At 32.9% G+C, this 23924-nt stretch carries 23 protein-coding genes; 6 read left to right on the plus strand and 17 right to left on the minus strand.

Going from position 1 to position 23924, the window contains the following annotated elements; genetic code table 11:
• Window positions 1-163: 163 nt before the first annotated feature.
• The 4 genes from CPG45_RS01930 to CPG45_RS01945 all read right to left on the minus strand — a co-directional run bounded on the left by CPG45_RS01930 (window position 164) and on the right by CPG45_RS01945 (window position 4315).
• Window positions 164-1054, minus strand: a complete 891-nt coding sequence (locus CPG45_RS01930) for a DUF4351 domain-containing protein (protein ID WP_096230378.1) — start codon at window positions 1052-1054, stop codon at window positions 164-166.
• A gap of 58 nt (window positions 1055-1112) precedes the next feature.
• A complete protein-coding gene (locus CPG45_RS01935) occupies window positions 1113-2051 on the minus strand; it encodes a DUF4351 domain-containing protein (RefSeq protein ID WP_096230379.1) in 939 nt (312 codons plus the stop codon).
• Window positions 2052-2424: 373 nt separating this feature from the next.
• On the minus strand, window positions 2425-3339 hold the full coding sequence (locus CPG45_RS01940; protein WP_096230380.1) for a DUF4351 domain-containing protein: 915 nt from the start codon (window positions 3337-3339) through the stop codon (window positions 2425-2427).
• A gap of 25 nt (window positions 3340-3364) precedes the next feature.
• Window positions 3365-4315: a DUF4351 domain-containing protein gene (locus tag CPG45_RS01945; RefSeq protein WP_096230381.1), complete on the minus strand. Its 951-nt coding sequence runs from the start codon at window positions 4313-4315 to the stop codon at window positions 3365-3367.
• Between the two features lie 420 nt (window positions 4316-4735).
• On the opposite strand from CPG45_RS01945, the gene CPG45_RS01950 reads away from it, so the two are divergent.
• Window positions 4736-5641, plus strand: a complete 906-nt coding sequence (locus CPG45_RS01950) for a WD40/YVTN/BNR-like repeat-containing protein (protein ID WP_096230382.1) — start codon at window positions 4736-4738, stop codon at window positions 5639-5641.
• Between the two features lie 12 nt (window positions 5642-5653).
• On the opposite strand, the gene pdxT is transcribed toward CPG45_RS01950, so the two are convergent.
• The 4 genes from pdxT to CPG45_RS01970 all read right to left on the minus strand — a co-directional run bounded on the left by pdxT (window position 5654) and on the right by CPG45_RS01970 (window position 10381).
• The gene (pdxT, locus tag CPG45_RS01955; protein ID WP_096230383.1) at window positions 5654-6220 is read right to left on the minus strand and encodes a pyridoxal 5'-phosphate synthase glutaminase subunit PdxT; all 567 of its coding nucleotides are present in this window, start codon (window positions 6218-6220) and stop codon (window positions 5654-5656) included.
• Between the two features lies 1 nt (window position 6221).
• Window positions 6222-7100, minus strand: coding sequence for a pyridoxal 5'-phosphate synthase lyase subunit PdxS (pdxS, locus tag CPG45_RS01960; RefSeq protein WP_096230384.1), 879 nt, complete (start codon window positions 7098-7100; stop codon window positions 6222-6224).
• 124 nt (window positions 7101-7224) lie between these two features.
• Entirely contained in the window at window positions 7225-7752 is a 528-nt protein-coding gene (locus CPG45_RS01965; protein ID WP_096230385.1) for a coiled-coil domain-containing protein, read from the minus strand.
• Between the two features lie 124 nt (window positions 7753-7876).
• Window positions 7877-10381: an O-antigen ligase family protein gene (locus tag CPG45_RS01970; protein ID WP_096230386.1), complete on the minus strand. Its 2505-nt coding sequence runs from the start codon at window positions 10379-10381 to the stop codon at window positions 7877-7879.
• A 228-nt stretch (window positions 10382-10609) separates the two neighbouring features.
• On the opposite strand from CPG45_RS01970, the gene CPG45_RS01975 reads away from it, so the two are divergent.
• The 5 genes from CPG45_RS01975 (at window position 10610) to CPG45_RS01995 (ending at window position 15916) form a co-directional block, all read left to right on the plus strand.
• Entirely contained in the window at window positions 10610-11629 is a 1020-nt protein-coding gene (locus tag CPG45_RS01975; protein WP_096230387.1) for an ABC transporter substrate-binding protein, read from the plus strand.
• An 83-nt stretch (window positions 11630-11712) separates the two neighbouring features.
• Window positions 11713-12459 (plus strand): ABC transporter ATP-binding protein, encoded by a 747-nt coding sequence (locus tag CPG45_RS01980; RefSeq protein ID WP_096230388.1) that lies wholly within the window; start codon window positions 11713-11715, stop codon window positions 12457-12459.
• Window positions 12452-13261, plus strand: a complete 810-nt coding sequence (locus tag CPG45_RS01985; protein ID WP_096230389.1) for an ABC transporter permease — start codon at window positions 12452-12454, stop codon at window positions 13259-13261. The genes CPG45_RS01980 and CPG45_RS01985 overlap by 8 nt, the downstream gene beginning before the upstream one ends.
• 89 nt (window positions 13262-13350) lie before the next feature.
• Window positions 13351-14988: an NAD+ synthase gene (locus CPG45_RS01990; RefSeq protein WP_096230390.1), complete on the plus strand. Its 1638-nt coding sequence runs from the start codon at window positions 13351-13353 to the stop codon at window positions 14986-14988.
• Between the two features lie 61 nt (window positions 14989-15049).
• Window positions 15050-15916 carry a DMT family transporter gene (locus tag CPG45_RS01995; RefSeq protein WP_096230391.1) on the plus strand — a complete coding sequence of 289 codons (867 nt, stop codon included), beginning with the start codon at window positions 15050-15052 and terminating at the stop codon, window positions 15914-15916.
• Between the two features lie 28 nt (window positions 15917-15944).
• Here the strand turns inward: CPG45_RS01995 and CPG45_RS02000 are convergent, their stop codons facing one another.
• The 9 genes from CPG45_RS02000 to CPG45_RS02040 all read right to left on the minus strand — a co-directional run bounded on the left by CPG45_RS02000 (window position 15945) and on the right by CPG45_RS02040 (window position 23862).
• A complete protein-coding gene (locus CPG45_RS02000) occupies window positions 15945-17408 on the minus strand; it encodes a YcdB/YcdC domain-containing protein (protein ID WP_096230392.1) in 1464 nt (487 codons plus the stop codon).
• An 81-nt stretch (window positions 17409-17489) separates the two neighbouring features.
• Window positions 17490-17900, minus strand: a complete 411-nt coding sequence (locus tag CPG45_RS02005; RefSeq protein ID WP_502695798.1) for a F0F1 ATP synthase subunit epsilon — start codon at window positions 17898-17900, stop codon at window positions 17490-17492.
• A gap of 10 nt (window positions 17901-17910) precedes the next feature.
• Window positions 17911-19296: a F0F1 ATP synthase subunit beta gene (gene atpD / locus CPG45_RS02010; protein WP_096230393.1), complete on the minus strand. Its 1386-nt coding sequence runs from the start codon at window positions 19294-19296 to the stop codon at window positions 17911-17913.
• 43 nt (window positions 19297-19339) lie between these two features.
• Complete coding sequence (gene atpG / locus CPG45_RS02015) at window positions 19340-20197, minus strand: ATP synthase F1 subunit gamma (protein ID WP_096230394.1); 858 nt, start codon at window positions 20195-20197, stop codon at window positions 19340-19342.
• Window positions 20197-21717 (minus strand): F0F1 ATP synthase subunit alpha, encoded by a 1521-nt coding sequence (gene atpA, locus CPG45_RS02020; protein ID WP_096230395.1) that lies wholly within the window; start codon window positions 21715-21717, stop codon window positions 20197-20199. Before atpA ends, atpG begins: the two co-directional genes overlap by 1 nt.
• A gap of 172 nt (window positions 21718-21889) precedes the next feature.
• Window positions 21890-22423 carry an ATP synthase F1 subunit delta gene (gene atpH / locus CPG45_RS02025; RefSeq protein WP_096230396.1) on the minus strand — a complete coding sequence of 178 codons (534 nt, stop codon included), beginning with the start codon at window positions 22421-22423 and terminating at the stop codon, window positions 21890-21892.
• Complete coding sequence (atpF, locus tag CPG45_RS02030; protein ID WP_096230397.1) at window positions 22411-22899, minus strand: F0F1 ATP synthase subunit B; 489 nt, start codon at window positions 22897-22899, stop codon at window positions 22411-22413. Before atpF ends, atpH begins: the two co-directional genes overlap by 13 nt.
• Before the next feature lie 21 nt (window positions 22900-22920).
• Entirely contained in the window at window positions 22921-23142 is a 222-nt protein-coding gene (atpE, locus tag CPG45_RS02035; protein ID WP_096230398.1) for an ATP synthase F0 subunit C, read from the minus strand.
• Between the two features lie 63 nt (window positions 23143-23205).
• Window positions 23206-23862, minus strand: a complete 657-nt coding sequence (locus tag CPG45_RS02040) for a F0F1 ATP synthase subunit A (RefSeq protein ID WP_096230399.1) — start codon at window positions 23860-23862, stop codon at window positions 23206-23208.
• Window positions 23863-23924: the final 62 nt, after the last annotated feature.

The following is a 23924-nucleotide window of genomic DNA, read 5'->3' on the forward strand; positions in this document are numbered from 1 at the left end:
CTTTCTTCATATATAATTTTATGCTAGTATATATGAATATATATCATATGATTAATGGCAAAATTAGTTTTGATTCCCTTCAATTATACTAAATTATGATTTCGTATAATTCTTTTAATATTTTTATAAAAAAATAAAAGGCTTAATTACCTTTTTTATCAATCTAATTATCATTAAAGTATTTATCTAGATCCTCTATCTTTTTTATATCAAAAATATCCTCACCTATCTTTTCTAATTTATCTATATTTAACTCGTACATTCTTTTTACATAAAATTCTGGTATTTTGTTAAATCTTTTTTTTAATTGTTTTATTATTAATTCAACCTTTCCTTCAGCCTTTCCTTCGGCCTTTCCCTCTTGTATCAACATTTCGGCTATCTTAGTCATTCTTATCGCTCCTTTCAATTTATTTTTATATTCCTCAGTCAAAAATTTATCACTTATTCCTATTAATGCACCGATTATATATGTTTTTTCATCTTCATCTTCTATTTTTTTCGCCAGTTCTACTGCATCTATTGCCATCTCATCACTGCTTTTTTTACTGCCCATAAGTGGGAAAAATATTAAGTTCAATTTGTCTATATCTGTTAGTTGTAATTTCCTATCAATTTTTTCGTTTAATTCTTTATATATTTTGTCACCATCATATTTTGCTAAAAATACTTGTTCTACATTATATATTATTGATCCAATGTCTAATCTACTAATCGCTTCTTCTATTTTACCAGAATATATTACAACAGTTCTTATTGTTCTCTCATATTTACTATAAAGCCTTGTGTCATACTGCAAAAATCTTTTTATATCGGCTTTTTTATTTGTCGTTTGAAATTCCATATGCAGCAATGAGTCATCTTCCAAAAGAAATATAAAATCCAGCCTATCTTCCTTAACTTCAATTGACGGTAAATTCGCCGGTATAACTGTCACTATTTTAGGTGCATTTATCCCGTAAAACTCCAGCGATTTATCTTTGAATTCTTGTGCCATTGATTTTAATATTATATCGTTATTCTGATAAGATATATCTAAATTAATATCCTTCACTCTTTTTCTCCTCTTATTATATCGCATCAATCTTTTATTTAAAATACAAAAACAAATCTCAAAAAGTAATATATTTTTCTAAGTCTTCTATCTTATTAATTTCAAATATATTGTCTGCTATTCTAAGCAATGTTTTCTCATCTGCATCTTCGATTAACTTGATATATTTTTCAGGTATATCACTAAATTTCTTCTTCAATTGTCTTATTACTAAGTTTTCCATACCTTTTTCCATGCCTTTTTCCATACTCTTTTTTAATTCTTCCTCAGTATATATTTTAAAGTTCGCTTCCTTTAAGTTGTTTATTACATATTTCATCTGTTCTTCATTTAATCTGTCCGCATACATCTTAATCACCTCCGAAACTTTACTCGGATCTATTCTAAATGCCGCCTCAATTAATCTTATTTTATTGTCGTATTCTTTTGCTTCATTTATACTGGTGAATAGTTTCTCTATTGCATTTTTAAAATACATGTTATTTGATAAAACCATCAATGGATAATTTTCCTCTACATTTTCTAACTCAGACAATACTATTATCTGCACCGGTATCCATTCATTATCTATATAATAAATGCCATTATCAGAATTGTCTAATTTTATTTTATGTTCTTCTAAAAATGATATGAGTTTTTTCGGAAGATTGCTACATACAAATGTTAGTGTTAATTCATCTATCTTTATGTCATCAACTTCTTTTCGTGATTTATCGTAAGCATTCATTATTGATTTATATAGATATACATAGCCTAATCCCTTGAAATAATCATCTATTGATACATAATCATCTGGAGACTTGTACTCTATTATGTTGTATCTTTTAAATATTTGTCCTATCCTTTTATTTATCTTTACATCTTTTTCTTTTTTTATTATTATGACATCTATTTTTAAAGGCTCTTTTGATAGATATTCTTCTTGTTTTATTTCAACTTTTTCATCTTTTAGCTCTTCTTTTATGGCTGTTACAAAATCGCTGTGCCAATCATTCATTTTATTTTCCTTCTCCTCAATTATATCACATTTCCCTTAAAATAGGTATAGCTTCGCTATACGGACACCAGTGAATTAAATTCACCGCCTCCGCTATGTAGCAAAATATTAACACCATCAACATTCACGGGCGCCGAAACAGCCTCATGAATATTTCTGGATAATATTACTACTTTATAGTATTAATCTATTCGACATAAATTTTGAAAATCCTTCTTTTACTATCAATTTTTTTAAATATCATGCATAATAACATTGGCGGCAAGACATGATCCGCTCCACTTAGTATCGTTAAAGTTTTTCTAAACTCATCATCTTGCCATGGATATTCATGCATAAAAAAATAAAAGGCTTAATTACCTTTTTTATCAAACTAATTATCATTAAAGTATTTATCTAGATCCTCTATCTTTTTTATATCAAATATATTCTCACCTATCTTTTCTAACTTATCTATATTTAATTCGTACATTTTTTTTACATACAATTCCGGTATTTTGTTAAATTTTTTATTTAAAAGTTTAATAATTAATTCAGCCTTACCTTCAGCCTTACCTTCGGCCTTTCCTTCGGCTTTTCCTTCGGCCTTTCCCTCTTGTATCAACATTTCGGCTATCTTAGTCATTCTTATCGCTCCTTTCAATTTATTTTTATATTCCTCAGTCAAAAATTTATCACTTATTCCTATTAATGCACCGATTATATATGTTTTTTCATCTTCATCTTCTATTTTTTTCGCCAGTTCTACTGCATCTATTGCCATCTCATCACTGCTTTTTTTACTGCCCATAAGTGGGAAAAATATTAAGTTCAATTTGTCTATATCTGTTAGTTGTAATTTCCTATCAATTTTTTCGTTTAATTCTTTATATATTTTGTCACCATCATATTTTGCTAAAAATACTTGTTCTACATTATATATTATTGATCCAATGTCTAATCTACTAATCGCTTCTTCTATTTTACCAGAATATATTACAACAGTTCTTATTGTTCTCTCATATTTACTATAAAGCCTTGTGTCATACTGCAAAAATCTTTTTATATCGGCTTTTTTATTTGTCGTTTGAAATTCCATATGCAGCAATGAGTCATCTTCCAAAAGAAATATAAAATCCAGCCTATCTTCCTTAACTTCAATTGACGGTAAATTCGCCGGTATAACTGTCACTATTTTAGGTGCATTTATCCCGTAAAACTCCAGCGATTTATCTTTGAATTCTTGTGCCATTGATTTTAATATTATATCGTTATTCTGATAAGATATATCTAAATTATTATTCTTCACGTTTTTCTCCTACTTATTAACAATGTTAATTTACAATATATTTCTTTATATCTTCTATCTCGTTAATTTCAAATATGTTGTCTGCTATTTGAAGCAATGTCTTCTCATCTGCATCTTCAATTAACTTTATATATTTTTCAGGTATATCACTGAATTTCTTCTTCAACAATCTTATAACGAGATTTTCCATACCTTTCTCGATACCTTTTTCTATGCCTTTTTCCATACTCTTTTTTAATTCTTCCTCAGTATAAATTTTAAAGTTTGCTTCCTTTAAGTTGTTTATTACATATTTCATCTGTTCTTCATTTAATCTGTCTGCATACATCTTAATCACCTCCGAAACTATACCAGGATCTATTCTAAATGCCGCTTCAATTAATCTTATTTTATTGTCGTATTCTTTTGCTTCATTTATACTGGTGAATATTTTTTCTATTGCATTTTTGAAATACATGTTATTTGATAAAGCCATCAATGGATAATTTTCCTCTACATTATCTAACTCAGACAATATTATTATTTGTACCGGTATCCATTCATTATCTATATAATAAATGCCATTATCAGAATTGTCTAACTTTATTTTATGTTCTTCTAAAAATGATATGAGTTTTTTCGGAAGATTGCTACATACAAATGTTAGTGTTAATTCATCTATCTTTATGTCATCAACTTCTTTTCGTGATTTATCGTAAGCATTCATTATTGATTTATATAGATATACATAACCTAAACCTTTGAAATAATCATCTATTGATATATAATCATCTGGAGATTTGTACTCTATTATATTGTATCTTTTAAATATTTGTCCTACTCTCTTATTTATTTTTACATCTTTTTCTTTTTTTATTATTATGACATCTATTCTTAAAGGTTCTTTTGATAGATATTCTTCTTGTTTTATTTCAACTTTTTCATCTTTTAGCTCTTCTTTTATGGCCGCTACAAAATCGCTGTGCCAATCATTCATTTTATTTTTCCTTTCTACATTCATTATACCATATGATTTTCATTCTTAAAATAGGCATAGCTTCGCTATACGGACACCAGTGAATTAAATTCACCGCCCCCGCTACGAAGCAATATATTAACACCATCAACATTCAAGGGCGCCGAAACAGCCTCATGAAAATTTTTGGATAATATTACTACTTTACAATATTAACTTATTCGACATAAATTTTGAAAATCCTTCTTTTACTATCAATTTTTTTAATGTCCTATTTATAAGAAATTGAATTTTTTATTAACCACTAATAAGTTAGAATCATAAAGTTAATAATTACTATACATATACAGTAAAAAATAAATTTTTTATAAACTTTATTAAATACCAGCGCAAAATTTATTTTTTAGTTATATAATATTGTTAATCAAAGGGAGGGATAGTATGTTTAAGAAATTTTTTATTGTTTTATTGATTATCTCAGTACTTTTGACAGGATGCCAATTTAAAAGTAATAATAAGGAAAATGCAGCAGAAGCGAAGACTTCTAATGCAAATACTTCAATCATTAAATGGAAGTGGTCTTTTAAGGATGGTCAAAAGTCACTTAACAACTTGCAAATCTTTAAATCAATCGATAGCGGAAAATCTTGGTCTTTGGTATCATTGCCTTTGGATACTATATCAAAAAATGTTTATGATATTAATTTTGTAGAAAATGTTATGCCTTTCTTTTTTGACTCAAATGATGGCTGGATTTCATGGATAAATAATAATAGCAAAGCACTATACATGCTTAGAACAAGTGATAGCGGAAAAACGTGGAATATTGTAAGCTTCAGCCTATCAAGGTATAATGTTCAAAGCATCTCTAAGATACAATTTGTATCACCTCAAGTAGGATGGCTTTTGGCCGTATCTGATAGTGCTGCTAGCCAGCAAATAAAGTATTTATTTAAGACAGATAATGGCGGTAAAAGCTGGGATAAAGCAAATGTTACTTCCAATGGATCCTATTCAGGACTGCCCAATGTTGGCACCTCGACAGATATGATATTTTACGGCGCTGATAGTGGATGGATTAGCGTGTCAAATCCATTATCATCAGATTTAATATTATACAAAACAAGCAACAGCGGTAAGACATGGTCCAAGGTAGTTTTGCCTGTGCCTCTAAAATATGCTAGCTATTGCGTTTTACAAGCCTCTGTTCCTATATTTAGCAACAATAAAAATGGAACTATAAAAGTTGATTATTACAAAACAAATGAAGGCAAAAACGATGAACATGCCGTTGTTTATGTTTCAAACGATGGGGGAAATACATGGAGCGTTGATACTTCAAGTTGAAAAAGGCTGCATTTACTGCAGCCCTAAAAAATATTTGTAAAAGCTTAAGTCGTTCGTCAGTTCTGGATGAAACGAAGTCGCAAAAAGGTTGCCTTCCCTTGCTGCCACTATTTTCCCATTGTATCTAGATAGCACTTTTACATTTTCTCCTACATCCTCAATATACGGCGCTCTTATAAATACTGCATCTACTTCATCTTTTGATATTTCAGGCATACTAAGCTTTGTTATAAAGCTATCAAGCTGACTTCCATACGCATTTCTCCGCACCTTTATGTCCATTATGCCGAGATGAACTTTATCATCATTCACGATATGTTTAGCCATCAATATCATACCTGCACACGTTCCCCATATAGGCGCACCAGATCTGTAAAGATCTATAATGACATCTTTTAAGTCAAAGTCATTAAGCATTTTTCCTATGGCAGTGCTTTCACCGCCAGGCAGTATAAGTGCATCTATGCTCTTTAAAGTCTCTTTATCTTTTGCCTCTACAGGTGTTATACCATCTAATCTTTTTAGTTTCTCTATATGTTCTTCTACAGAACCTTGTATTGAGAGGACGCCAACACGCATATTACCATCCCCTATTTGCATATAGGTCTTTTTCTGAAAGGTCTCTTATGTCAATGCTGTTCATAGCTTCGCCAAGACCTTCTGATACCTCTGCTATTATCTCTGGTTTATCAAAGTATGTTGTCGCTTTTACAATAGCTGCTGCACGCTTTTCGGGGTTCTCTGATTTGAATATACCAGATCCTACAAAAACGCCATCTGCGCCAAGCTGCATCATTAATGCTGCATCTGCCGGTGTTGCAATGCCTCCTGCTGCAAAATTCACAACTGGCAGTCTCCCATTTTCTGCGACGTATTTTACAAGTTCGTATGGTGCCTGCAATTCTTTTGATGCTGTCATAAGTTCTTCTTCGCTTAGCGTTGTAAGCTTCTTCATCTCGGCTGTTATAGTTCTCATATGCCTTACTGCTTCAACTACATTTCCTGTACCAGCTTCACCTTTAGTCCTTATCATAGATGCCCCTTCGCCAATTCTCCTTAATGCTTCACCGAGATTTCGTGCACCACAAACGAAAGGGACTTTAAACTGCCATTTGTTTATGTGATATGACTCATCAGCCGGTGTGAGTACTTCACTTTCATCAATATAATCAATCTTCAATGCCTCTAAAACTTGTGCTTCGACAAAATGTCCTATCCTGACTTTTGCCATGACAGGTATTGATACTGCTTCTTTTATCGCTTTTATGATTTTGGGATCAGACATCCTTGCTACACCGCCATGTGCTCTTATATCGGCAGGTACCCTTTCAAGTGCCATTACCGCAACTGCACCAGCTTTTTCAGCGATTACGGCTTGTTCTGGTGTTGTGACATCCATTATTACTCCGCCTTTTAACATCTGGGCCAAGTTTTTATTTAGTTCATATCTTTCATTCATTGTGCTTATTCCCCCTGTTTTTAGTATAACATTTATATAATGTTTATATCAATTGTATCTATTAAATGCAAACATGTCAATCAGTACAATAGGGGTACAAAAAAAAAGATACACTTTTGTGTATCTATAGATTTACAACAGCTTTTTTTAACAATCGAATATCAAGCTCAGATCTTTTTTGCCTATGTTTCACTTTTGCGATTTTTATATTTGCTTCTTGAGTTTTTTTATCAAGTTTCATATTAATTTCTGTTATAGACTCAGAATTTCTCGCCACTTGGTCAAAAGTAGCATTCGCTAATTGTTCGACACTATCAAGCCTTTTCTCTAATTTGTCTAGCCTAACCTCGACTTTATCAAGCCTTTTCTCAACATTATCAAGCCTCGCATCAACGTTATCTAGTCTTGCCTCAACTTTATCAAGCCTCTTCTCGACATTATCTAGTCTTATCTCAACTTTATCAAGTCTCTTCTCAAGATTATCAAGTCTTGCCTCAACATTATCAAGTCTTGCCTCAACTTTATCAAGTCTCTTCTCAACATTATCTAATCTTACCTCAATTTTATCAAGTCTTAAATCAATCCTGTCAAATCTCTTCCCAATGTTTTCAAATTGCTGGACTACATAATTCATAAACTCTTCATTTGTCACAAACATACCCCCATTCGTTTTTTATTCGCCCTTTTCCATATGTTGCATGATTTAATATTATCATTGAAAATATAACATGTCAATAAAAATATCGAATAAATGTTTGCGTTTTTCAAGGGATACATTACTGTATCCCTTGAAGTACTTTCTTTGAATCATCTATAATCTTTTTAGTCGCATCTGTCATAGGTTTTGGCTCTTCTGATTTTGAATTTGCCTCATTATATAACTTCTCTACATCAATAGCTTTTTGCAGGTACTCTTTGGCTTTTGTTTTATCACCTTTTTGTAAATAAAACATGCCGACCTTGTTATATGCATCTGCAAGCTGCTGATAATTCTCTGGTCTTAACGGTTGAACATCTACAGCTTTTTTGACATATTGTATGCCTTTATCTATCTGTCCGTGTGAAAGATAAAAAGCTCCAAGCTGTGCTGCAAGCTGTGAATTATAAGGCTCCAAATCAACTGATTTCTGTTCTTGAAGAAAGGCTTCTTGTAACCGTACAGAATCTTTAGTCTGGTCCGCTATATTTGTCAAAGTCTGTCCATATGCCATCCTATATTTTGCATTCCACGGATCATATGATACAGCGCTTTTATAGCTTTGTTCTGCTTGTATTATATTATTTGATTTAATAAAACCGTCACCCTTTTGCGCATAGCTTAATGCAGTAGACATGGATAGCGACATAAACATTACAATAGCACCTACTATCATAACACCATAGCTAGAGTATGCATAATTAAGCTTTTTAGTGTTTTTCACATTAACTTCAGATTTATTCTTCGAAAGCCACATCCCGTTTATTATTCCTATCAAGGCAAAGAGTGCTATCGTTACGGCTGACAATGACAAATCAAAGTCCATTGATGCATGTGCATAAAGACTTATTATACCAATAGTAGCTGCCGCAAATAGAGCTCTCTCATGTAAATCCAAGTCAGATTTTATTAATCTAACTACAATAATGCCTAGCGAAATAAGGAAAAACAAGATAGCCGCGGCTCCAATAATGCCCGTATCAAGTAAAACTTGCATAAAATAGTTATGCGTCTGTGTTGTCCAATACAGATATGACTGATATTTAAAGTATAATGATGCCCATGCACCACCACCAGCACCAAATAATGGGTAATCTTTGAATATCTTAAAGCCATCTTTATAAAACTGCATGCGTTCGGAACTGCTATGACTCGTTAAACTGATATCTTGAATCCTTGATGCAACATTTTCTGGTAAATACTTATATTTAAGCATTATATTTTGAACATCCTTAGGATTATTCTTAGGATAAACTTCGGCATTTTCAAATGTCACAGATGTATCTTTAAAATTATTTATAAAAGTAATTGCAAGCCTTTTGGTATCTTTTAATGTAGAAAACTCAATAGTCTTCTCACCATTAAAGCTATTTTTATCGTAGACGTCTTTTATCTTTGTTGGCTGATCCAGATCATTTCTACTTTCAATTGTTATACCATATACCCAATCCTTATTATTAGGGTTCTCGGATTTTATTGTATACTTTAATACATACTGCCTATCTGGATCAACATTGACAAATCTTATAACGCTTTTCTCGCTATCAGCTTCATTTGGCCCATGGCTCAATGTCAATGGTTGCTCTGCTGTTAAGACTGTATATCCACCGATAGATGCGAATATAGCGACGATTACAGCAATGGATAAGCCAACTTTAAAATTTATCCTGTTTATAGCATTAACTATAAAACTCATAAGATATGTAATAGCAGCAGATGAAACTACCCCAATTAAAACCCAAATCAACAATTTATGTGGCTGAGGTCCATTCACGATTGAATTGAATTTTACAATCGGCATTGCAGATGCTACGAATATTCCTATAAAATAGATAAAGGGCTCAATTCTCTTACCTTTTGGCATCAATATCATAAGCAAAATACCGAGAAATGGAAGCATAACCCATGCACCACGGGATAGTGTAAAAATATATGCGTAAAACTGTGTAAATGCTGTTATTCCATATAAAGCCTTTAAATATTTATTTTCTGCATCAGATATAAGTGCAAGATTCACTAAGAAAAATGCCATCAAAAACGACGCTGCTGTATTAGCATATTGAAATGTAGAAGTTATTCTACCGCCGACCCATGAACCATTGTAGTTAATTAAACCTGCTGCAGATCCTAAACCCACTATTGCAACACCAAAAGAGCTTAATACTAAAACATTTAAGAGTATCCATATTTCCTTTTTATTTTTAACTAACCTGCTTACCATAAAGTAGATAAATACATAATCTATGTATTTAAGTGTTTCACCAATTGCCGTCCTTATATTTACTGCAAACAGCGTTGATATAAGGTATGCACCGACAAGTGATAATGCAGCATAATCAAGATTTTCTGTAATAATAGGCTCATTTTTAAATATTTTTACCAATGACCATATTATAACGACAATTGATGTTGCCGCTATTGTCGGAAGAAACTCATTGTCAAAGTACATTCCTCTAAAATATGGTGGGTATGCAACAAGCGCAAGCAGTATGATATAGAAAATAATATTTGAAATAGATGTATTTGATTCCTTTTTTTGTACTACTTTATTTATTTTTTTCTTTTTTGCTACTTTTTGTGCCATTATAACTCTCCTTTTATAAAATATTTAATGAATTTGTTTATGAGGAATCATAATAAACATAAAAGACTGCACAACTATATTTATTCGACAAAAATCTTTAATTTCCTCCTTACGAAGCCATTTAACTTAAAAACTATTATATTCATATCGAACATATCATCTAAGCAATCACCATTTGCAATTGATAGAATATAATAAATTGAAATATAAATATATGGAGGTATCAGTATGAAGAAGTATAGACTTTTTCTTATATTTACGCTTATATTTACTATCACATTATCATCAATTGCTTTTACAGGATGTGGAACGAAAGAGCAAAAGATAACAAAAATAAATTTTGTTGAAGTTGTACGCTCTATATTTTATGCACCATATTATGTAGCAGTAAATAAAGGATTCTTTAAAGAAGAAGGGTTAGAGTTAAAAATAACAACAGCACAGGGTTCTGATAAAGCAGCGACTGCAGTTGTATCAGGCCAAGCTGATATTGGTCTTCAGGGGCCGGAAACAACAGTATATGTATATAATGAAGGAAAGGAAGATTATCTGATTAATTTTGCACAATGTACCAGAAAAGACGGTTCTTTCTTAGTTGGAAAACACCCTGAACCGAATTTTAAGTGGGAAAGCTTAAAAGGAAAAAAGATCATCGGCGGAAGACCTGGCGGTATGCCTGAAATGACCCTTGAATATGTACTTAAAGAGCATGGTATAGATCCTAAAAAAGACGTAAATCTTGTGACAAATCTTCAATTCACAGCAACAGCAGGTGCTTTTATGAGGTCAGATGCTGATTATGTAGCATTATTTGAACCGACTGCATCCCTCGTAGAAAAAGAAAAGGGCGGTTATGTTGTCGCATCAATAGGTGCTGCCGGACATGATGTTCCATATACTACTTTTAATGCTAGAAAAAGCTATATTGAAAAACATCCAGATATAATACAGCATTTCACAAATGCAATTTATAAGGGCATGCTCTATATTAAGTTACATCCATCAAAGCAAGTCGCTGAAGATATTAAATCATTTTTCCCTGATGCAGATGTAGATTTGATAGCAACAGTAATAGATAGATATAAGAGTATAAATGCATGGGGTACAACGCCGCAAATGAAAGCAAGTGACTTTGATGCTTTACAAAAAGTTATTATCAATGCAGGAGAACTGAAAAAAATGGTTGATTCCAATATATTGATAGATAATAGATTTTCTGATAAAGCCATAAACACCATAAAGAAATAAATATATTAATCCCGGTATCTCCTTACGGGGTATAAATACGACTTTTCTATGGCGATTTTATCGATTGGCAGGAGGTGTATTTGATGGATAAAGTTATGGTGGAATTAAATAATATATCATTAAACTATCATACTATAAAAGGCGAAACAGAAGCTATAAAGAACATTTCCTTTGATGTGCATGAAGGTGAATTTGTAGGTGTCATAGGGCCTTCGGGCTGTGGTAAGTCGACACTTTTATCAATAATAGCGGGACTTTTAAAGCCTTCAAGTGGCAATATTAAAGTAAATGGTAAGATAGGCTATATGCTGCAAAAGGATCATCTTTTCGAATGGAGAAATATATTGCAGAACGTACTATTAGGACTCGAAATACAAAATGCTGTAAATAATGTAACAAAACACTACACAGAAAATTTACTTGATAAATATGGACTTAAAGATTTTAAGCTACATTATCCAAATCAGCTTTCAGGCGGTATGAGGCAAAGAGCAGCATTGATAAGAACCCTCGCGCTAAAACCGGATATCATGCTTTTGGATGAAGCATTTTCAGCTCTCGATTATCAAACAAGGCTTGCAATCTCTGATGAGGTATGGAGTATTTTAAAAGGAGAGAAAAAAACGGCTATCATCGTAACACATGATATCTCTGAAGCAATTGCTATGTGCGATAGAATCGTGGTTCTTTCAAATAGGCCTTCAACTGTAAAGAATATATATGAAATAAAAATGACATGTGACAATCGTTCACCTATAGGTTGCAGAAAAGCGCCGGAATTCAGGGTTTACTTTAATGAAATATGGAAGGAGCTTGATGTCCATGTATGACGCAACATATAAAATATCAAAAGAACATGAGGAGTTTTTAAAAAGTGTCAAAAAAAAAGAAGTAGCAGTGAGAGTGACTCAGATTGATATTCTTTTAGCATTTTTCGCCATCTGGGAATTAGCAGGAAGACTTAAAATAATCGATCCATTTCTTTTTAGCCAACCATCGAGGATGTTAAAAACTATACTTAATTTAAGCGAAAATGGATCACTTTTTATGCACATATGGGTTACATTAAATGAGACACTTATAGGTTTTTCACTGGGCACATTAATAGGAATTGTAATCGCCATTATCCTATGGTGGTCAGATTTTGCCTCAAAAGTCGCCGAACCATATCTCGTCGTATTGAATAGCCTTCCAAAGATAGCTTTAGGACCTATATTTATTGTATGGATGGGAAATGGTGAAGCACCAATAATAACAATGGCACTGGCCATATCCCTAATCGTTACGATTATAAGCCTTGAAACAGGCTTTATGCAAGTCGATGAAGATAAGATAAAACTTTTAAAGACATTTGGTGCTTCAAAACATCAGATACTTACAAAATGCATCCTGCCAGCAAGTGTACCAACAATAATGTCTGCTATAAAAATTAACATGGGACTTTCATGGGTAGGTGTAATTACAGGTGAGTTCTTAGTATCTAAAGCAGGTCTTGGATACCTCATTGTTTATGGTGGCCAGATATTTAAGCTTGATATTGTAATGTCTAGTGTATTGATTCTCTCTATACTTGCTGCACTAATGTATGTGCTCTTGGTCTATATCGAGAAAAAAATAGTTAAATGGCAGTAAAGTTATACTTATTGCACCGCATATTGCTGGTGTATTTTTTTTTATTATGTGCTAAAATATCTTTATGAAAATATTTCGAGGTGAAGATTATGAAAATAGCATTAGCACAGTTAAATCCAACTGTTGGTGATATTAAAAACAATTGTGAAAAGATAATTAAATATATAAATGAAGCGAAAAATGTTAAAGCAGATCTTATTGTTTTTCCCGAACTCACTATTATTGGATACCCGCCAAAAGACCTTCTATACAACCCGGATTTCTTAGAATCCGCAAAAAGTGCACTACATGAGTTAATTTTACCTTATACAGATGGTATTGGCGTTATAATAGGCACTGTTACACAGGATGATGAAAAAGACTATATACTTCATAATTCAGCATTGCTTCTATATGATAATAAGATTATAGGTAAATCTGATAAGACACTTTTGCCAAATTATGATGTATTTGATGAGCACAGATATTTTGAACCTGCACGCGAAAGAAAATGCTTTGATTTTAAAGGTGTACGGCTTGCGATAAATATCTGCGAGGATATTTGGAATGACAAGGACTTCTGGGAAAGACCTAAATATGACATAGATGTAGTTGAAGAACAATTTAAGCTAAATCCTGATATTTTTATTAATATCTCTGCATCGCCATATAACCTCGGTAAGCATGAATTAAGAGTTAAGATGGTAAAACAAATTTCAAAAAAATATCATCGACCGCTTATATATGTAAATCAAGTCGGTGGAAATGATGAGCTTATTTTTGATGGCTCGAGCTTTGTCATTAATTCGAATGGTGATAGAATAGTACAATTGAGATCTTTCGATGAAGATTTAACGATTATTAATACAGAAAATTTAACAAATATGAAAGCTCTACCAAATGTAGTAGAAAATATTTCTTGGGTACATGATGCACTAATCTTAGGTCTAAAGGATTATTTTAAAAAAACCGGCTTCAATAAGGCTTTAGTTGGTTTAAGTGGTGGCATTGATTCCGCCGTTACTTGTGCATTAGCTGTAGAAGCACTTGGTCGTGAAAATGTACTTGGTGTGTCTATGCCTTCCCGTTATTCATCAGAAGAAAGTAAAGATGACGCAAGAACTCTTGCTGAAAATCTCGGCATTGAATACAGAGTAATTCCGATAGAAGATGTATTTAAAAGTTATATCTCTATATTTAATGAAGATGGAATTGCTAAAGGTGACCTTGCTGAAGAAAATATTCAAGCAAGGATAAGGGGAAATTACCTCATGTTTATATCGAATAGAGAAGGTTACATGGTACTTACAACAGGAAATAAATCTGAAATTGCAGTAGGATACTGTACTCTTTATGGTGATATGAGCGGTGGACTAGCTGTCATATCTGATGTACCTAAAACAATGGTATACGAACTTGCAAAGTATATAAACAGAAATGGTGAAATAATCCCAAAATCAACTTTAACAAAAGCGCCATCTGCTGAACTTAGACCAGGTCAAAAGGATACTGATTCGCTGCCAGCATATGAAGTACTTGACAAGATATTAAAAGCCTATATTGAGGATAATAAGTCACTTAATGAGATTGTAAAAGATGGTTATGATGAAAATCTTGTGAAAGAAATAATTAGAAAGATAAACAATGCAGAATATAAAAGAAAGCAAGCCGCACCAGGACTCAAAGTTACAACAAAGGCATTTGGAGTAGGAAGGCGCATGCCTATCGCACAAAGATTTAGACCATAGGATTTTTCGGTGTGCTCAGAAAGACATATAATGATAGAGAAAATTAAGGGAGGCTGCATGATTGACAAAACAGATAAAAAGCGACTTGCTATTGATTTTTGTTACAATAATCTGGGGATCTACATTTGTAATAGTAAAAAATGCAACAAGAATAATCCCCGTTTATAATTTTTTATTTTTAAGATTTTCCATCGCATTCATTGTCTTAGCAATCCTTTATCACAAAAAGTTTAGAGAAATCGACAGAAGAACATTTCTCGTTTCGGTTATTGTCGGCATTATGCTTTTTTCTGGTTATGCTTTCCAAACAATGGGCCTTAAATATACGACGGCATCTAAATCCGGTTTTATATCAGGCTTTAATGTCGTACTTGTACCAATATTAGAAGCATTTTTGATAAAGATGAAATTATCAAAGACTTCATGGATAAGTGTATTATTGGCATTAGCGGGGCTTTCACTTATTACTGCTAATTTAGATCTTACTATCAATTATGGAGATTTCTTGACATTCTTATGTGCTATTGCTTTTGCCTTTCAGATTGTCTTAATAGCGAAATACGCTCCATCTGTTGATACTGTATTATTTGCAATGATACAGATTGGAATTGTAGCTGTTTTAAGCGGTATTTTCTCTTTTATTTTGGAAAAGCCAACCATCCCTATATCAGGTAGCGTATGGTTCGCATTAATATTGACGGGTATTTTCGCAACGGCTTTCGCATTAGCTGTACAAAATACTATGCAGGCAAACACATCTGCAACACATGCCGCAATCATTTTTTCTTTTGAACCTGTTTTCTCTGCTCTAACAGCCTTTATAGTTGCAGGTGAAGTCATGACATTAAGAGTTATATTAGGTGGTATTTTGATGTTTTTTAGTATGATTCTATCTGAAATGCCTGCGAGGGATAATTTAAGAGCTTGATAAAAAAGCCCTTAAATTAAATATTTTATTAATATGGTCTTATTATTTCACCTGTAACTGCGTCTATGTTGCTATACATTGGTTCATCAACAGTATAAACAGGTATTAAATCTTTGCCTAAAGGTTTAAAATATTTTATAGAAAAACCGCCGCTTTTTAAGTATTTATTCGTTATCGTATCTTGTGTTATGATATTTGACGGAAATGGTATAGGTATATCATAGTTCTTATAGGTGTATGCAGATATATTTCCTTTCCCATCAATCTCAACTGTCACACCATTATTCATAAATGGTATATTGTACTGCTTTAGTGGAAAAATAAAATGATAACCGTATACTTTACTTTGTGAAGTATATTCGTTATTGTTACTAAAATCTAAATATGGCAAGACATCTTTAAAATTTTCCTTAACAAAGGCTTCGGCTTTTTGTAGTGCACTTTCCCGGGAAATTATTATGTCTGAATCATTTTTTGTACTTGTCATGACATCTATGACATTGCCTGTTTTTGCATTTACAGCAACATGAGTATACCCTATTCCATTTATTTTGTTCCATGCAAATGTCCATATACTTAAATTTAATCCCGCGTATTTTTCAAAATATGAAGTATTTTTTAGTTCATAATCTTTACCTACATACTTTGATGCTATTTTTAAAGCTTCTTCTTTTGTAACGGGTCTTCCTGACCCTTTAAACGCTTTATCAAGTGTTATATGGTTTATTCCAGATGGCTTTAAGTTTACTTTATTGCCATATACATCAATAATATCACCATTATATGCATTAATCATGTATTGGGGTGATGGTGAAACATATACAAGTTTGACATCACCTTTATTCCTATTGTAAATTACAGTGTATACAAGTTTTGGTTTTAGATATTCTTTGAAAAGTTTTGTTGCCTCATTTATATCAATGACATTCTTAAGCGACGGTAGATCACCCTCTGTCCAGTTATATGAGTAATGTAATACGTCACCGCTTTTTTTATCTACTGATATATTTATTGTATCATATAGGAATTTTACGCCGTTTTCTTCTCTTCTCCACTTGAAATTAAATACATATGGTGTCTCTTCATTAAATATATTATTGTCCAATTTATATTTGCTCAAATTTTTCGGCTTTACTTTTGACAAAAAATTCTCTGCAGCTTTAAATGCATCAGCTTTGCTTATAGTTTTATCTTCCTTCCTTTCAGTCATAAAATCATATTTCAGTATATCGCCGTTTTTTGCATCGATAGTTATCAACGTATTTTGATAAATGTCATTTTTTGTATAGTTTAATATCCAAACAGAATCTTTATTTGTAAATTCTCTGTACCGAATATTAAAATCATCGTATTTTATGTCACCAAGCTTATTTTTTACTATCGATATTACATCATCTTTAGTCAGTTTTTCATCGTTATTTGTCATTGCATAACAATTTATAGTCATTGTTATTATTATGAACATCAGTATTAATGCCGTTATTTTTTTCATATAAAAACACCTCCACTATTTTCTCCTATTTAGATTTTAGTCTAAATAGGGAGATTTTATACAAAAATGTGGAGGTAATTTTTATATTTTTTTATATTTTTTTGCAACATTAATTCTAACTAACGCACGTCTTAGCGCCGCTCTTGCTAATATATACTCATGCTGGCTTTTTTTCTGCCTAAGTCTTTCTTCTGCCCTTTCCTTTGCTGCCTCAGCGCGAGATACATCAATCTCTTCAGGCCACTCGACAGCATCAGATAATATTATAACATTGTCAGGCTTAACTTCCATAAAGCCGCTGGATATTGATGCTTCTTTCCATTCATTATCATTTTTAATTTTTAATGTACCTATACCAAGTGCTACCGTCATTGGAATGTGTCCCCTTTGAACTCCAACTTCCCCAGCACTTGTTGTCACAATAATTTCTTCGACATCACCATCGTAAAATTTACGATGTGGTGTCAAAACTTCGAGGTGATATTTAGCCATTATAGACACCTCACTTCATTTCTTCTGCTTTTTTGTACACTTCATCAATGTTTCCCACCATAAAGAAAGCTGCTTCCGGTATATCGTCCATCTCTCCATTTACTATCTTTTTAAACCCTTCTATGGTCTCTTTAAGTGGTACATATTTACCTTGTATTCCTGTAAATGTCTCTGCAACAAAGAATGGCTGTGAGAGAAATCTCTGTATTTTTCTGGCCCTATATACTGTAAGCTTATCCTCATCAGACAATTCATCCATTCCAAGTATTGCTATAATATCCTGTAATTCTTTGTATTTCTGCAGTATTTCCTGAACTTTTCTTGCTACATTATAATGTTCTTCGCCGACAATACTTGGTTCAAGGATTCTCGATGTTGAATCAAGTGGATCAACTGCAGGATATATACCCATTTCAACAATGCTTCTTGATAAAACAGTCGTTGCATCGAGATGTGTAAATGTGGTCGCAGGTGCAGGGTCTGTTAAGTCATCTGCGGGTACATATACTGCTTGTACTGATGTTATTGAGCCGCTCTTTGTTGATGTTATCCTTTCCTGAAGCGCACCAAGTTCTGTCGCAAGTGTAGGCTGATATCCAACAGCAGATGGCATCCTGCCGAGCAATGCAGATACTTCTGAACCTGCCTGTATAAATCTGAAAATATTATCTATAAAAAGAAGTACATCTTGATGCTCTTCATCTCTGAAATATTCTGCCATTGTAAGACCTGTCAAAGCGACTCTCATTCTTGCACCTGGTGGTTCATTCATCTGTCCGAACACAAATGCTGTTTTATCTAAAACACCTGATTCATCCATTTCATGCCATAAGTCATTACCCTCACGAGTTCTTTCACCGACACCTGTAAAGATAGAATATCCGCCATGCTCTGTTGCAATATTTCTTATAAGCTCCTCTATCAAGACCGTCTTACCAACACCTGCACCGCCAAAAAGGCCAATTTTACCACCTTTTGCATATGGCGTAAGAAGGTCAATAACTTTTATACCTGTTTCAAGTACTTCAGTAACAGGGCTTTGCTCTTCAAAGCTCGGTGCATTTCTGTGTATTGACATATATTTATCAGCCTTAACTTCTCCCATACCATCAACAGCTTTTCCTAATACGTTGAACATCCTGCCAAGTGTTCCTTTGCCGACAGGTACCGAAATTGGCCCGCCGGTATCAAAACATTCCATGCCTCTTTTTAAACCGTCTGTTGATGACATTGAAACACATCTTACTGTATTGTCACCTGTATGCTGTGATACTTCAACAACGATCTCGTTATCACCAAATGGTATTTTTATTGCATTATTAACCGGTGGAAGGTCTTCATCAAACCTTATATCAACTACCGGTCCTATTACCTGTGTTATATAACCCTTATTCAATATAACAACCCCTTTAAACTACGATTTGTATATCTAAAAATCATTAAACAGAAGAACCTCCAATTATCTCTGAAAGTTCCTGTGTTATTGATGCTTGCCTTAGCCTATTGTATTCTAACGTGAATTTTGATATCATCTTATCTGCATTTGATGTTGCACCTTCCATTGCAACCATCCTCGAAAAATGTTCTGCTGCATATGCTTGTATTAAAAAGCTATATACTATTCCCTTTATATATTCAGGAACAAGTAGATTAAATACCTTTGTGGGCGATGGGTCATATATCATATCACTTAATATTTTAACATCTTTATCACTGTTGAAATTCTTTATATCGAGGGGTAATATTTTAATTGTCCTTACTATCTGTTTTAAGCCAGACATTTCGGTATATATTGCATAAATATCATCAATTATTCCTCTATCATATATACTTACTAAAACATCTGATATTTCACCTGCAGCAGATGTTGTAGGATTTTGTGCAGTATAAAGGAATTCTACATCGACATTGTAACCTTTATTTATAAAGTAACTGCGTCCAACCTCGCCAATAACCATAAGGTTTTGTGTATCACCGTCAATAACTTCTTCTGCTTTTTTTATAACATTATGGTTATAACCACCGCAAAGGCCCTTATCGCCTGTTACTACAATTACTGCTTTTTTTCTACCACCCTTTGCTTCATGCTGCCTTTCGAAATAATGTGATGTTGCTTCACCGCTATGAATCAATATATCTTCCATTGTTGACTGTATTTTTTCGTAATATGGTCTAACATTATCAAGCATTATTTTTGCTTTTCTAAATTTGGCCGCGGATATTAGATTCATTGCCTTCGTTATTTTCCTCGTCTCTTTTATACTTTTTATTCTTAATTGAATGTCCCTTTTACCCATTATGCATCACCTTTCGATGCGTATTTCCTTTTGTATTCCTCTATTGCTGATTTTAATTTCTCAATAGTATCATCTTCAAGCTTACCCGTTTCTCTTACGGCCTTTTTTATATCAGAATAGTTTATATCGATAAACTCTAACAAATCTTTTATATATTTTTTTACATTCTGGAGCGGTACATCAACTAGGTATTTATTCATAACAGTGTATATAATAATAACCTGGTCTTCAAGTGATATTGGTTGATACCTAGGTTGCTTTGTTATCTCTACGATTCTCTCACCTTGTTTTAATAGGTCAATAGTTGATTTATCAAGGTCTGAACCAAACTGTGCAAAAACTTCCAATTCTCTATATTGTGAAAGTTCAAGCCTCATTCTTCCTGAAACTTTTTTCATCGCTTTTCTTTGTGCAGCACCACCAACACGAGATACCGATAGTCCTACATTTATTGCAGGTCTTATTCCAGAATAGAAAAGCTCTGATTCAAGATATATCTGTCCATCTGTTATTGATATAACATTTGTTGGTATATACGCTGAAATATCACCAGCAAGTGTCTCAATAATGGGTAATGCTGTTATTGATCCTCCACCCATATCATCTGATAATCTTGCTGAACGCTCAAGCAATCTCGAATGTAAATAGAATACATCACCTGGATATGCTTCTCTTCCTGGCGGTCTTCTCAAAAGAAGTGAAATCGTCCTGTATGCAACAGCATGTTTTGATAGGTCATCATATACAATTAATGCATCTTTTTTATTGTACATAAAATATTCTGCCATAGCGCATCCTGCATATGGTGCTAAATACTGCAGTGCTGCTGAGTCACTGGCAGTTGATGCTACAACCGTCGTATATGACATAGCTCCAAATTTCTCCAGTGTATTTACAAGTCCCGCAATTGTTGATGCTTTTTGGCCTATTGCAACATATATACAGTACACGTCTTTATCCTTTTGATTTAATATTGTATCAATTGCAATAGCAGTTTTACCAGTTTGCCTGTCACCTATTATAAGTTCCCTCTGACCTCTGCCAATAGGTATCATAGAATCAATTGCAAGGATACCCGTCTGCAATGGCGTATCAACAGGCTTTCTTTTTATAATCGGCGGTGCTGGGTACTCAACAGGTCTTGTTCCATCGCTTTTTATAGGACCTTTTCCATCTATAGGCATGCCCAATGGATTTACGACTCTTCCTAATAGTCCAGGGCCAACTGGTACTTCAACAACTTTTCCAGTTCTCTTAACAATGCTTCCTTCTTTTATATCCTTTGGATCGCCAAGAACTATAACACCTACATTATCTTCTTCAAGATTTAATACCATTCCAAATACGCCATTGTCGAACTCTACCATTTCTCCGTATATAGCATCATCTAGCCCATAAATCTTTGCTATACCATCACCAGCTGTTATTACATGTCCTATATCTTGTGTTTCAATTTTAAAATTGAAATTTTTTATCTTATCTTCTAAGACAGATGTTATTTCTTCTGGTTTTATATCCATATATTCACCTTCTATTGTAAAATCCTTATATGCATCACATTACCGTGTAAGTCACCGGCTCAAAAATCCTTTTGTATCATAAATACATTGTGGTTTTCTTGCCACGACTTCCTTGTCCTGCTTGCATCTTCGTATTTCATAGATTTTTTCATTTTAAGAGAAAAGTATATTATTACACAGCTTTTTCAAGATTTTTTAGCAGTGTATCAAGCTTACCTTTTATAGTTCCATCTATAACTTTATTCCCAATTATTATCTTAAGTCCTCCAAGTATAGATTGATCTATCATATGGTTTATATTTACTTTCTTTTTAAAATTTGATTCTAATCTATTCCTAATATTATTAGTTACATTAGCATCTAAAGGATGTGCAGAGACGAGTGTTACATTTATTATTCCATTGTAATCCATATACATTTTCGTATATTCATCAAAAATTTCGTCAAAATTTAGTTCTCTGTGCTTAGATATAATTAATTTTATAAAATTGACAACTTCTTTATCAAAGCCATTTAATATTTCGTCGATAAAATTCATCTTTTGTTTTAAATAGATACTTCTATTTACAAATATTTTATATACATCTTTATTTTTCAATATTTCTTCAATATCTATTAATTCTTTATAATATTTTTCAATATTATTGCTTTCTTTAGCGGCTTTAAAAAGAGCACGTGCATATTTTTTGGCAATTACTTGTTCCATGATGCACCTGCCTCCTTTACCACCTCATCTATTATCTTATCATCATTTAAATTAATATTCCCGATTGCCTTTGAAGCTGCTTCAACAATAAGATGTGAAAGGTCTACTCTTAGATCATGCATAGCTTTAATCTTTTCTGTCTCCGCTTCTTCCTTAGCTCTTTCTATTATAGAATTGGCTTCTTTATTTGCCTCTTCTATAATCTTGTCAGCTTTTTCCTTAGCATATTTTTCTGCTCTTGCGATAATTTCCTTGCCTTCATTGTCGGCATTCTTTAAAATATCCTCATACTGTGCTTTTAGAGCATATGCCTCATGAACCTTCTTATCAGCTTCTTCAAGGGAATTTTTAATTTTTTGTGCCCTTTCTTCCATGAATTTTGTCACGGGTTTAAAAAGAAATATTTTCAGTATTAAATATAAAACAACGAGGTTTATGATCATAAAAATAAAGGTATACGGATTTATAAGGCTCAACTTATTACCTTCTTTCCCCTATTATTTCATAAAGAATATTATTAAAAATGCAACCAACAATCCGTATATGGCTGTTGCTTCTGATAATGCACCACCGAGAAGTAAAAACTGCATTACACTTCCTCTTGATTCCGGCTGTCTTGATACAGCTTCAACTGCCTTTCCTGTTGCTATACCTATACCTATTCCTGCACCAATACCTGAAAGTGCTGCAATTCCTGCTCCTATTGCCAATAAATTCATACATATATCTCTCCTTTTTATTTTATCTATAATTATATACGTATTAATAAACATTGTTTCTTTTTATTCTACTGCTTCTTCAATATACAACATAGTTAAGAATACAAATACAACCATTTGCAATGCACCATCAAATAAATCAAAATAAATACTGAATATTGCTGGTACAACTATAGGAACTACTTTACTAATTAGTCCCATTATTATAAATGCTGCTATAATATTGCCAAATAACCTAGCAGCTAATGATAATGGTCTTGTAAACATGTCGAGTATCTTCATTGGGAAAAAGAACGGCATAGGCTCAAAAAATGATTTAGCATATCCTTTGACACCTTTTGCCTTTATAGACGCAATAATTACAACTATAATAGACATTACAGCAAGTGCTGACGTTGCACTAAGGTCATCTGTCGGCGGTGTAAGACCAAATAAATCGATGGTATTTGCTAATATAAGGTAAAGTGCAACAGTCCCAAGATATGGTGTAAAAGTAACCCAGTATTTACCAAGTGCATCCTTTGTAAATGAATTTAAACCATCTACTACAGTTTCAACGACATTTTGTACACCGGTAGGAATAAGCTTCCAACCTCTTGTTACAGTAATTGAAGCTACAGTTAGTATAGCCATTATTATCCATGTTACAACAACTGTCGATGTTACTGGTATACCGCCAAATATTGGAATCTTAAATACTACCGGCTGATCAATACTCACCCATATCACCCCTTTCTTCATCTCGATAAATACAATTATAATACTTTGAAATGTAAATTTCA

The organism is Thermoanaerobacterium sp. RBIITD (assembly GCF_900205865.1).
GTDB lineage: Bacteria > Bacillota > Thermoanaerobacteria > Thermoanaerobacterales > Thermoanaerobacteraceae > Thermoanaerobacterium.

Coding starts and splice junctions, on each gene's coding strand:
- CPG45_RS02000 (WP_096230392.1), bottom strand. CDS start 17,408: ATGAAAAAAATAACGGCATTAATACTGATGTTCATAATAATAACAATG.
- pdxT (WP_096230383.1), bottom strand. CDS start 6,220: ATGCGTGTTGGCGTCCTCTCAATACAAGGTTCTGTAGAAGAACATATA.
- atpH (WP_096230396.1), bottom strand. CDS start 22,423: ATGGAACAAGTAATTGCCAAAAAATATGCACGTGCTCTTTTTAAAGCC.
- pdxS (WP_096230384.1), bottom strand. CDS start 7,100: ATGAATGAAAGATATGAACTAAATAAAAACTTGGCCCAGATGTTAAAA.
- CPG45_RS01950 (WP_096230382.1), top strand. CDS start 4,736: ATGTTTAAGAAATTTTTTATTGTTTTATTGATTATCTCAGTACTTTTG.
- atpE (WP_096230398.1), bottom strand. CDS start 23,142: ATGAATTTATTGGCAATAGGAGCAGGAATTGCAGCACTTTCAGGTATT.
- CPG45_RS01975 (WP_096230387.1), top strand. CDS start 10,610: ATGAAGAAGTATAGACTTTTTCTTATATTTACGCTTATATTTACTATC.
- CPG45_RS01980 (WP_096230388.1), top strand. CDS start 11,713: ATGGATAAAGTTATGGTGGAATTAAATAATATATCATTAAACTATCAT.
- CPG45_RS02005 (WP_502695798.1), bottom strand. CDS start 17,900: ATGGCTAAATATCACCTCGAAGTTTTGACACCACATCGTAAATTTTAC.
- atpA (WP_096230395.1), bottom strand. CDS start 21,717: ATGGATATAAAACCAGAAGAAATAACATCTGTCTTAGAAGATAAGATA.
- CPG45_RS01935 (WP_096230379.1), bottom strand. CDS start 2,051: ATGAATGATTGGCACAGCGATTTTGTAACAGCCATAAAAGAAGAGCTA.
- CPG45_RS01945 (WP_096230381.1), bottom strand. CDS start 4,315: ATGAATGATTGGCACAGCGATTTTGTAGCGGCCATAAAAGAAGAGCTA.
- CPG45_RS01970 (WP_096230386.1), bottom strand. CDS start 10,381: ATGGCACAAAAAGTAGCAAAAAAGAAAAAAATAAATAAAGTAGTACAA.
- CPG45_RS01990 (WP_096230390.1), top strand. CDS start 13,351: ATGAAAATAGCATTAGCACAGTTAAATCCAACTGTTGGTGATATTAAA.
- atpG (WP_096230394.1), bottom strand. CDS start 20,197: ATGGGTAAAAGGGACATTCAATTAAGAATAAAAAGTATAAAAGAGACG.
- CPG45_RS01985 (WP_096230389.1), top strand. CDS start 12,452: ATGTATGACGCAACATATAAAATATCAAAAGAACATGAGGAGTTTTTA.